At 66.7% G+C, this 11,107-nt stretch carries 10 protein-coding genes; 7 read left to right on the plus strand and 3 right to left on the minus strand.

Going from position 1 to position 11,107, the window contains the following annotated elements; all coding sequences use genetic code 11:
• The first annotated feature begins 66 nt into the window (after positions 1 to 66).
• From ACN265_RS26095 to ACN265_RS26125, 7 genes are read left to right on the plus strand one after another with little or no spacing between them, the layout of a single operon-like run.
• Complete coding sequence (locus ACN265_RS26095; protein ID WP_421410209.1) at positions 67 to 507, plus strand: DUF4254 domain-containing protein; 441 nt, start codon at positions 67 to 69, stop codon at positions 505 to 507.
• Positions 504 to 2,411, plus strand: a complete 1,908-nt coding sequence (locus ACN265_RS26100) for a hypothetical protein (protein ID WP_421410211.1) — start codon at positions 504 to 506, stop codon at positions 2,409 to 2,411. Before ACN265_RS26095 ends, ACN265_RS26100 begins: the two co-directional genes overlap by 4 nt.
• Positions 2,408 to 2,962, plus strand: a complete 555-nt coding sequence (locus tag ACN265_RS26105) for a phosphoribosyltransferase (RefSeq protein WP_421410212.1) — start codon at positions 2,408 to 2,410, stop codon at positions 2,960 to 2,962. The genes ACN265_RS26100 and ACN265_RS26105 overlap by 4 nt, the downstream gene beginning before the upstream one ends.
• Complete coding sequence (locus ACN265_RS26110) at positions 2,959 to 4,035, plus strand: glycosyltransferase family 9 protein (protein WP_421410214.1); 1,077 nt, start codon at positions 2,959 to 2,961, stop codon at positions 4,033 to 4,035. Before ACN265_RS26105 ends, ACN265_RS26110 begins: the two co-directional genes overlap by 4 nt.
• Entirely contained in the window at positions 4,032 to 5,165 is a 1,134-nt protein-coding gene (locus tag ACN265_RS26115) for a hypothetical protein (protein WP_421410215.1), read from the plus strand. Before ACN265_RS26110 ends, ACN265_RS26115 begins: the two co-directional genes overlap by 4 nt.
• Positions 5,162 to 5,908, plus strand: a complete 747-nt coding sequence (locus tag ACN265_RS26120; protein WP_421410217.1) for an SDR family NAD(P)-dependent oxidoreductase — start codon at positions 5,162 to 5,164, stop codon at positions 5,906 to 5,908. The genes ACN265_RS26115 and ACN265_RS26120 overlap by 4 nt, the downstream gene beginning before the upstream one ends.
• Complete coding sequence (locus tag ACN265_RS26125) at positions 5,905 to 6,492, plus strand: histidine phosphatase family protein (RefSeq protein ID WP_421410219.1); 588 nt, start codon at positions 5,905 to 5,907, stop codon at positions 6,490 to 6,492. Before ACN265_RS26120 ends, ACN265_RS26125 begins: the two co-directional genes overlap by 4 nt.
• Here the strand turns inward: ACN265_RS26125 and ACN265_RS26130 are convergent.
• The 3 genes from ACN265_RS26130 to ACN265_RS26140 all read right to left on the minus strand — a co-directional run bounded on the left by ACN265_RS26130 (position 6,475) and on the right by ACN265_RS26140 (position 11,107).
• Positions 6,475 to 6,921, minus strand: coding sequence for an NUDIX domain-containing protein (locus ACN265_RS26130; protein WP_421410221.1), 447 nt, complete (start codon positions 6,919 to 6,921; stop codon positions 6,475 to 6,477). The genes ACN265_RS26125 and ACN265_RS26130 overlap by 18 nt on opposite strands.
• Before the next feature lie 218 nt (positions 6,922 to 7,139).
• Entirely contained in the window at positions 7,140 to 7,856 is a 717-nt protein-coding gene (locus tag ACN265_RS26135; protein ID WP_421410222.1) for a M48 family metallopeptidase, read from the minus strand.
• Positions 7,853 to 11,107 carry a type I restriction endonuclease subunit R gene (locus tag ACN265_RS26140; RefSeq protein ID WP_421410224.1) on the minus strand — a complete coding sequence of 1,085 codons (3,255 nt, stop codon included), beginning with the start codon at positions 11,105 to 11,107 and terminating at the stop codon, positions 7,853 to 7,855. Before ACN265_RS26140 ends, ACN265_RS26135 begins: the two co-directional genes overlap by 4 nt.

The raw sequence follows: 11,107 nt of genomic DNA on the forward strand, positions 1-11,107 counted from the left end.
CCCAGCTCAGACCTGATCATCAGTACGTTTGGCGGCCGTCCGCGGGTTCTGCCAGAGGTTTGGACGGTGCCCCTTCACGCGGCGTCCCGGCTCGCCTCGCACCACGGCGAACAATGGGCAGCGGAGACGATTTCCCGCGATCCGGCCGCTGACGACCACGTGGTGGCTGCTGCCAAGAGATCGATCGACCGTCTCAACGCCACTCGCGTGGCTCTCATCGGGGAGATCGACTCTTGGGTTGAGCAGGTGATTCGGCCTCCGGGCGGGGCACCGTTGCACACCGAGACGATCGGCTCCGTGGTCGACCGCTTGGCCATCGCGTGGGTTCGGTGGAGGCGATTCTCGGAGACCGCCCAGTTGGGCTCGAGCGAAGTCGATCCTTCGGTGGCGCTCCAGCAGTACACCGAACTCACCGAAGCTTTCGACACCCTTGTGCTCGACATTCATGAAGGTCGCCGCCGCATTCCTCACTGGCGCACGCTCAAGAGCTATCGGGAGCCGCGATGAGGACCGCCGTCACCCTCAACGGCGCCGACAACGTCGGCAAGACCACGAACGCCCGCTGGTTGGCGTCGGCGATGCCAGATGTCGAGTTCACCGGGACAGTCGATCGGTGGGACCGGCGATGGGCCGAGGTGTCGCGACGAGACTTCAGTCAGTGGTGGTTCGTCGACAGCACCACCGACGAACACATCGACCTCGTTTTCCGCTCCCACGCCGCACGGTGTGCCGGCGGCGGCTCCTTGGCGTTGGAGGACCGCGGTTGGCCGATGCTTGTGGCGACCTGCGCGGCGACAGCAGCGGTCAAGAACGGCACATCCACCGCCGAGGCGCTCGCCCACGTTGAGGCCAGAGCACGCCACTACGCCCCCGCGCCACGCCGTGAGCTGCACCTACTGCTGCGCCACAGCGACCAGCCGGTAGCCGAGGCGCACCACGCCGTGGCACGCGAGCCTGTGCCGACCACCGAGCGCTACGTCGAGTACCAGCAGCGACTGGCCGAGGCGATCGATCTCCAAGTCGATGACGGGGAGTACCAGGCCATCGTGGTGCGCGGGCACCGCCCACTCCTCGACGTGCAGCGTGAAATCCGTGAGGCCCTGACGCAGCTCGACGTGCCCGTCGTTCCGCTGCCGCCAGACCGGATCCAGCACCTGTGGGTGCTCGCTGGTATGTCCGAGAGCGGCAAGAGCACGGTCGGCGAGTTGCTGCGCACGGAGCACACAGCCACCCGGCTGAAGATCGGCTACCTCATGCAGCTCGCCGCCGATCGGCTCGGGGTGGCCGATCCGTATCGCGAATGGGACGAGCTGACCCAGGCGCAGATGCTCACAGAAGAGATCCTTCGGTTCGCCGCGCTGAACCCGGGCTCGCACCGGATCAGCCTGGAGAGCGCGCACCGCTTCGAGGCCACAGCACACCTCCGCAGGATCTGGGGCGAGCGCTGCGAGATCGTGTTCCTCCGCCTCCCGGACAGGCTTCGCGCGCAGCGCGCCACCGAGACCATGGAGTCGCTCTCCGCCCGCGACGCGATCAAGCGAAGCCGGGGTGGAGACCGCATCGCGTCGATCGCCGATACGGTCATCGATAACGGCCACAGCCTCGCCGCGCTGAAGAGGGCGGTTACGGAAGTTGTTCACCGCAGGTCCGAGGTCAGGGTTCCACCGCGTGCGAACACGGCCATCCCGGAGGCGCTACAAGCGGTACTCGCGGAGTGCGTCGCCAGACTGACCGATTCTGAGACCGCGCTCGTCGCCGCCACGGGGAGCCTCGCCCATCAGGGCTGGCAGTCCGGGTGGAGCGACATCGACCTCCTTGTCGTACGCGACACGCTGCCGCTGCACTGGCTTCAGACCAGGCGTGTCCCCCAGAGCGGACCGGCGGGGGAGAAGATCGCACTGTCGTCGTTCACCACCCGGGAGATGCTCGCCGGGTTGGTCCCACCCCGAGTACTGCACGCGGTGCGGCAGATAGCCCGCGATGGCTGCGGACTGCTCTACCGCCGAAGCGATCTCGTCCTCAACGCCTTCGACGCACCAGCCGACGACCGCGCCTCACGCAGCGAGCTGCCGCTCGTGGCGATGGTGCTGCGGCGACTCGCCGCGAAACCCGAGCCCGATGTCCGCGCTGTCTACAAGCACGTCGTGCTGATCATGAAGATCATCCTGCGCGCCGACGGGGTGAACCTCGACGCCAGCGAGGAGGTCCGTCTCGCCTTCACCACCAGCCATCCGGACACCGCCATCGACCTCCCGGCGGTGACCGAGGTCAGTGACGACCGGTGGCGACAGGACGAATCCCTCTCCCACCGGGTCCGCGGAGCCGCCGCCAAGATCCTCGCCTACCACGACGCGCTCGGCTGCTCGGTCGCGTCCAACACGCCCCAGACGGAAGGATCCGATCTTCGATGACCACCGCCTTTGACGAGGTTCTGCACGCCGATCGGGTGACACGGCTCGGGGTAGGAGATACCGCTCGTCCGATCCGCGTCGTCCACGGCCTCGATGGCATCCGCACCGACGTCGCCGCTGAACAGGTCCTGGCGACGGGACGCAGCTTGTGGAAGCGATGGAGCGAGCACCCGGCGTATCGGCCGCACGATCTTCTCCTGGGCCTGGACGCCGGCGGCATCGTGCCGACAATCGCGGTGGCCTGGGCCAGCGGTAGCCAGTATCGGCTTGCCTGGAAGGTCAACCTCGACCTACCCGGGAAGCTCGTGTTCCACGAGCCGCATGCCCGGCGTCTCGAGGTCTTCGCCTACGGCGACTTCGAAGGACTGCGCGTCCTCATCGTGGACGACGAGATCACCACCGGACTCACTCTGGCCAATCTCGTCAAGGCGTTTCGCGCGGCCGGCGCCGACATCACCGGCGCGCTCTGCCTCGTCGAAGACACCGCTGGCGAGGGCCGACAGCTACTCGAACGCAATGGGGTCCCGCTGTGCGTACTGACAACGCTGTGACCCTCATCGAGGAACCGGTGCGCCACCGCGGCGGACGGTACCTCGTCCGACGCGAACAGGCACCGCTCGGCCGGCTCCTGCCGTATCGCCGGGCCAACGGACAGACCCCACCCCGGCGGGCACGCCTCGACGCGGTTCGTGAGACCGGGTGGCGCGTCGACTTCGGCTCTCGCGGACTCGGTGACCTGCTGCTCGGCCTCGCCATGGCACAGGCGCTTCACGACGCCACACACGATCAGTTCGGAACGCTGGAGTACGTCGGCAGCCGGGCGGACCTGATCGCCCGGTGCACCCTTCCAGTCACGGTCGCGGGCGGCGACGGGCACCAACTGGGCACGCTCGGCAGCGACAACGCTTTGGAATTCGACGCGGTACCGGAATCGCCTCCAACGCTGCTCGACCTCATCGACGCCGACGTTGTCGAGGTCCATGCGGCCCTGCCTATGCGCTACTACCTCGACATCGAGCAAACCCTCGGCATCAGGCTCCCCGCTTCCGATGACCCATGCCCCAGGTTCCGGGCGGCCGTCGCAGCCCCGGAACCACTCCACGTGGTCTTCGTGGCCACGACGAGTCGCCCCGACCGCAAGGACTACGGCATCGACAACTTCGGCGCCCTCGCCGAACACCTGTCGGCCCGCCACCCGGGTACCTGGCGCTTCAGCCTGGTGACACCACCGGGCCACCAGCCTCCGGCATCCGTAGGGCAGATTGAGGTGATTCACGAACCAACGGCGGTCGAGTGCATTGACCTGTTCGCCGCTGCCGAGCTGGTCATCGGCAACGACACCGGCCTGACCCATCTCGCCGCACTCACCATCCGAGCGGACGGCACCCAGCCGAATGTGGTCGGCCTCTACGGACGGCACGGCTACGCCAAGTGGATCACCGGATCAGCAGGCCACCACGCGGTGGCCACCCCGTTCTCGCACCTGATGTCGGTCGCCGACGCGTGTCCCGTGCGGGACCGCTACGACGACACGCTCTGGTCCACCGCGAGCGACCTTCGCGCCATCCCCGCCAAGGTCATAGCCAACTTCGCGGGGCAGTGCGCGGGCTGGTGGATTCGATGATCCGCTTCGGCCGCTACCGCCGCTTCACCATGAACCGCACCTTCCACCTCGACATCGGCGCACACCGCCTCTTCGCCAAGGTGAACCCGAACCCCGTGGAGGCTGCGGCCGAAGTCGCCGGGTACCACAGAATCCGCCACCACTACCGGCTACCGAGGCTGCATTCCCAACACCGCGTCGGGCACTGGACCCTCACCCTCTACGACCGCCACCAACCCGATCTTCCGGACACCGGCCTGCTCCTCGACGCTCTCACGGCCACCGGCCCCGGCAGCGCGGCCAACCTCGACCGCGGGCTCGACGCGATCCTCCAGCACTACCGCCGAACCATCGACGCGACCATCTGCCGAGTCCCCGCCTCACGCGCCAGCAGCAAGCTCTACCGCGACCGGGCCCAGCCCGGCGGCAGGCTGGACCACTACTACGGCCACAACCCGATCGTGCTCAAACTGACCGAGGCCGACGGTCTCCGGCCCTCCGACCTGCGGGAGACCACCCTCATAGTCAACGGACGGCCCCGACGGCTCGACCTTCCTGCCCTCGTCAGCGAGCTACGCGACGCCTTCGACCCGGACGAGCAGGTCTGGGCCGCGATGACCCAGGGCGACCCCACCGACTTCAACGTCGGCCTCGACACCGCCAACCAGCCCGTCTGGTTCGACTACGACACCGCAGGCCTCAACGCCCTCCCCGGCGAGATCGCCTGCTTCCTCTGGTACCAGAGACTGCACGGCGCCTGGCTCGTCCCGCACTACAACACCGACGCCTACGCCGACCACAGGAAGGCACTCGCCGAAGCTGTCGAACCCACCGTACGGCTCAGAAGACTCTCCCACCGGGCCGTCGGCATCGACTACCAGCACCAACCATCGCCGGCCCGGCAGCAGGCCATCACCCGATACCTCACGACGCTCGCCCGGCCGCTCGCACGCTCCGCCGCCACCGACCTACTCACCTGGATACGCCCATACCTCGCCATGCGAATCCTCGCCGTCTACCCACTACAGCTCCTGGAACCCCGCGACGCCGCTCTGTCGCTGGGCCTACTCGCCGACCTCTACGCACCCGACGCCGACTTGGAGCAGATCCTCAGACTCACCACCCAGACGCCAGCGGAGCCGCCCTCATGAGCCGCCCCATCGCCGTCATCACCGGAGCAGGCACAGGCATCGGAGCGGCCATCGCCGCCCGTCTGTCAGTCGCCTTCGACCTCGTTCTGACCCACCGATACGACGACACCAACCTCGACGCGGTCGTCGAGGCCGTCCGCCGCCACGGCGCACAGACCCACACCGTCACCGGGGACCTGACCGCCGCTGACACCCAGACCGCACTTCGCGCCGCCATCGAGCAACACGCCACCCAACTCGCCGTCCTAATCAGCAACGCCGGCGCGTACCCCCGCATCCCGTGGAGCCGGACGGACCTCAACGTCCTTCGCGACCAGCTCGAACTCAACCTCGTCACGCACGCCACCGTCATCCGCGCCGCCACACCGGCCTTCATCAGCAACAACTACGGCCGCATCGTCGCCGTCTCCTCAGTCATGACCCAACTCGGACGCATCGACCTCGCCGGCTACATCGCGGCGAAAAGCGGCCTGGAAGGACTCGTCCGCGCTCTCGCCCGCGAGCTCGGCCCCCACAACATCACCGTCAATACCGTGCGGCCCGGCTCGATAGAGGTCCCCGCAGAGCACAGCGTCGTACCCGATCACGAGGCCATGGTCCGACGTCAGCTCGACCGACAGTGCATCAAACGGCGCGGCCAACCCTCCGACGTCGCCACCGCCATCGCCTTCCTGGCCACCCCGGAAGCGGGATTCATCACCGGCCAAGCGATCAACGTCGACGGCGGCTGGCACCTGTCATGACGACCCTCTGGATCCGTCACGGAACCAGCCTCGACGGAATCACCCGTCCCCACGCCCACGCCCGCCCGGAGACGCCTCTCACCGCGCGCGGCGCGGCCCAGATCGCCGCCACCGCCCACGCACTTCGTGACCGCGGTGTCCGGCCTGCAATCGTGTTGACCAGCCCGCATCCGCGCGCCGCCACCAGCGCGGAGATCCTGGCTGCGCTGCTCGGCGTGCCGCTCGCCGCCCCCAACCCGCTGTACGCCGAGTGGCGCGCCCCCGACTGCGTCCTCGGCAAAGGACCGGACGACTACCCAGCCGAGTACCAGACCTGGCGCACGAGCCGGCTCCGCGACCCAGACTCGGCCCTGACCGGAGGCGAGAGCCTTGCAGCACTTTGCGAACGGGCAATGGCCGCTTCGGCAATCCTCGGACACCCGGTCGAAGGACACACTGCCTTGATCGTCTCGCACCGAGTGCTCATCGGTGCCGTCGCGGCGATCACCGCTGGCCTGAGTCGTCCTGTGGACGTGTTCCAAGCCGCGCGCCGCTTCACGCTCGCACCGGCAGGGATCTGGCCTGCCTTAGCTGAACTCCGATAGCAAGGCATCGGCGTTCGCGAGGATGAACTCTTTCAGGGCCTCAGGCTTCAGGTCCACCTCAGAAAGGCGGTCGACAGCCACGCGGTCCAGGGCATAGCCACCACGGCCCGGATCAGTGAACTCCGCACCCGTACGGGCGCTCTCGTCTACCCGGGTGAGCCGACAGGAAACGAAGTGCTGTACGGACACTCCCTCGCCCGACGGCGAGCTGAACAAGAACACCTGGCTAAGCCGCTCTGCCTCCGCGCCCAACTCCTCCCGCAGCTCACGTCGCAGGGCTGCATCGAGGGATGCGTCCGTCGGCTCAAGGCCGCCACCGGGCGCAGTCCAGTAAGGGGTTTGGCCGGGCTTCGTTCTCTTGATCAACACGAGCTGATCGCGTTCGTCCCACAGGATTGCCCGTACCGACCGACGCACAACCTCACGCATATAGACCCCTATCAGCACTTGCTCAAGGCACGGGCGATCTGAAGTTACACCGTGACGTAGTGCAAGCACAAAGTGCTCAGATTGCGTACCGTGAGCGTGCCTTGGTCTCGAGAGTGGCGGGGCAGACGGCCCGAATTCAGGCGAGGATGAAACAGTTCCCGTGCGACGACCATAGCTGCAGATGGCAGTGGCTCTCGCCTAGTAATGCTCATCGAACGTCAACCCATCCATAGTCGGGCACCGGCGCCGAGCAGATCGGACTTGCGGCGTTCGTAGTCGGGCATAGCCCGTTCCACCATCGCCCAGAACGCGGGTGTGTGCTGCGGGTGCGCTACGTGCGCGAGTTCGTGCACTAGCACGTAGTCGATCAGCGACGGCGGTAGCTGCAAGGTTGCCCAGTGGATGTTGAGCCGACCATTGGCGCTCAGGGATCCCCACCGATAGCCGAGGTCCCGCACGTCCAGCCCGGTCGGAAACAGCCCCATCCGGTCGGTCCACGGACGGATCCGACCCGGCAACCACTGCCGGCCCCGAGCGCGATACCAGCGGACCAGATATCCGCTCGGGTCTGGGCCGGCCGCCGCCTTTCGGGGAAGAAGCAGCCGACCGCGCTCCATCCGTACCTCATCGGTGTCTGCGAGGAGCAGGCGGTGGCTGCGGCCCAGGTAGGCGAACCCCTCCCCGCTGACAAACTCCTTTGCTGGCCGGGCGGATAGCAGGAGGTCCTTCTCGGCCAGCTTGCGGTAGACCCACATCCGTTTGGAATACGCCCATGCGGCCAACGCATCAGGTGGGCATCCGGTAGGTGCCTGTAGGTATAGCGACCCGTCCCGGTCGACGGTGATGCCGACGGTGGCACGGCGCGGCGACTCGCGGACCGCGAAGTGCAGATCACCGATGAGCATTGTGTCGGGTAGCGCTTCGGTCACGCTCATGCCGACGACGCCAGCCGGTGGTGGTTGTGCTTGGCTAGCTCGAGCAGCCGGTCGGCGAGCGGTCGCAGCATGGCGTACTTGAACAGGTCGCTGCCGTCCTCCAGCCGGCTGTCGTCCAGTCGCGCGATGATCGCCCGGCGGAGCTGTTCGCGCTTGTGCGGGTTGTCCCAGAACCCGACCAGACGTATGTCGTCGCGGATGAGGTGTACGACGTCGATAGTGGCCTGCCGTAGCGGTCCGGCGATCTCGGCGGTGACCGGTCGGCCGTAGTCGGCTAGTTCTTGGGCGATGAGGTCGTGGAACGGTGCCTCGATACCCGGGTCGAGTCCGTTGCTGTCCTCGGTTCGCCCCGAGGTCACTACCGGTAGGAAGTTGGCCAGCGCCAGTGCCAGCTGCTCCCACTGGTCCCGCAGCTGACTGATGATCTGCTCCAGGTGCTCGGACAGCCGCTGGTAGTGAGCTGGGTCGGTGTCCATGCGCTCGCTGATGTGGTGCCGGATGGCATGCTCCATCTCTGATGCCTTGGCTCGCGGGCTGGTCAGTCCGCTGACCTTCTCGGCGTAGTCGGCCGAGGTGATGGAGATCGGTGGGATCTTCTGGGTAATGCCCAGCGATTGGACGTGCGCGTCGATCAGCGCTCGGACCTTCTCGCCGTAGACCCGAACGTCGAACAGCGTGTGGTCGCGGTAGCGGCGGCGGGCCAGCAGCGCGATCGTGCCGAACGCCTTCGCATCGGCCACATACGGCAGGGCCTTATCCGACGGCAAAACGATCTCCATGCTGCGGTTGAACGCCTTGAGTGCTGCCTCGAACCTGGCCCGCAGCCGCTCCTCGGCCAGCGCCTCCACGCAGGTGTCCTGCGCCGCCACAGTGCTGAAATCGCTGATGCCCGCGAAGAGCTGACGCACCGCGGCGTGAGCGGCGGCCAGCCTCGGTACCTCGTCGTTGAGGCTGGTCAGCGCGCCGTCGATGTCGTCGTCTGCATACGCTTCCAGCGCCTGCGCCAGGTGGTGCGCGACGCCGTAGTAGTCCACGATGTAGCCGACGCTCTTGCCCGAGGTGGTGCGGTTGACCCGTGCGATGGCCTGTAGCAGGTCCGCCTCTCGAATCGCCTTATCCAGGTAGAGCACCTGCTCGCGAGGTGCGTCGAAGCCGGTCAGCAGCATGGCGTTGACGATTAGCATCGCCACCGGGCTGGTCTGGTCGGCGGGCACGCCCGGCATGGGCAGCTTCTTCTTCTTGAAGTCGTCGACTACCTGCTCGTACCCGCTGGTCCACTCCAAGATGGGCGACTTGTCATTCTGCCGGCTGGAGACCACCGGTACGAAGTCGAGCTGCGCGACGACGTCCCGATAAGGCCACGCCCGCACCAGCAGGGACCGCTTGGCCGTCAGCCGATCGACCCGCTCCAGCGCGTCTGCGGTCTTCCACGCCGGATCGAGCGCATCCAGCTCAGCGATCAGGGCGTCCCGGGCAGCCAGGAACGCGGTCCGGTAGCGGACGGTGGCGAGTCGGCTGGTGGCCACCACCTGCGCCTTGAAGCCGTTCGGCAGCACCACTTCGACATAGTGGCGCAGCATATTTGCCGCCTTCGCGGCGATTAGCTGCTCGGCCTCGGCGACGTGCCGCTTGGTGGCGTACCGCTTCTTCAGCTCCTCGGTCTGCTCCTGGGTGAGCCCGTACAGGTCGATGAACTCGTCGATGTCGTCAGCGTCGTTGATACCGCCGCGGGTGGTGCGGCCCTCATACAGGATCGGCACGGTCGCCCCGTCGGCCTCCGACTGGCGGATGTCGTACCGGTCCAGGTACTCACCGAAGATCGTATGGGTCTTCTTCTTTGCACCCATGATGATCGGCGTACCGGTGAACCCAACCCTGGCCGCGTTGGGCAGTGCCTTTTGCAACGCCGCATGCAGCGCGTTCGAGTGCGACCGGTGCGCCTCGTCGACCAACACCAGCACCTCGGCGGACTTGTCCAGCTCACCAATGTTCTTCAGGGCAGCGTCGTCGGTCTTCTTGGCCTGCGGGTTACGGTACTTCTGAACCATCACGAAGATCAGCGCCTTGCCAGGAATGGTCAGCAGTTCCTTGGCCTTGGCCACCTTGGTCGCCGTACGGACCGTCTCACCGGTTAGCTCCGCCGTCTCGGCGAGTTGCTTCTGCAGGTCCTTGCGGTCGGTCACCACCACGACCTTGAACCCGACCAATTCCGGGTGCGATCGCATGGCCCGGACCAGAAACACCATTGTCAGGCTTTTGCCCGAACCCTGGGTATGCCAGATGATCCCGCCGCGCCTATCGTGCTCGCCATCCTGCGCCCGGGTCGGGCCGGTCAGCAGCCGCTCAATCGTCGTCCGGACGGCGCGGTACTGCTGGTACCGCGCGACAACCTTGATCTTGTGATCCTCCGGCTGCATAAACAACGTAAAGTGCCGCACCAGGTCCAGCAGCCGAGCCGGATGCAGCATGCCCGCGACCAAGCGCTGTTGCGGCGACAACCGCGTCACGCCGAGGTCGACCTGGACGGCTTCTTCGGGTACGGGGGCCGTGGTCTTCCACTCCGCGTAGTGCTCAGCCAAGGAAGTGAAGGTGCCGACTCTGGCCTCGTCGAAGGATGTGGCGACGACGAACTGGTTGGTGTGAAACAGCCGCTCACTGCCCTCCGGCTCGACCGAACCACGCTGGTTGGCGTACCGGCGCAGCTGCTCTATTGCGGCGTTGACCGGTCCCGGCACGGTCGGAGACTTAGCCTCCACCACTACCAGCGGGATGCCGCTAACGAACAGTACGACGTCCGGATAGAGCGGGGCACGCCCGCCGGGCGGGTCGACTCGGATTTGGTTGACTACCAAAAAGTCGTTGCGCTCCAGCGGGTCGGCGCTCGCCCAGTCGATGAAGTGGACAGTACGGTCTCGACCTCCGCCCCAGCCCGGTACACCTTCAACCGTGACCCCACGCAACAGCTTCTCGGTCAGCTCTTCGTTGATCTCTAGCAGCGAAGTGGCCTGGGGCCGGGTGAGCTGGGAGACCGCCTGACTGATCCGCCCGTCGTCAAGCCACTCGCGGCCGTCGTCGTCGAGGTTGATCCGGCGCAGGGTGGCTCGGAGCCTGTCGAGCAGGATGGTCTCGCGGAAGCTCTCGCGCCCGGTCGCGCCTGGCGGGTCGGCCTTGGTGCACTCGATGTGCTGCCAACCCATGCGTGTCAGCTGGTCGACCAGAGGCCGCTCCACCCACTCGTACTCCGATCCCAC

Source organism: Micromonospora sp. WMMD730 (assembly GCF_049178955.1).
Classification (GTDB): Bacteria; Actinomycetota; Actinomycetes; order Mycobacteriales; family Micromonosporaceae; genus Micromonospora; species Micromonospora wenchangensis.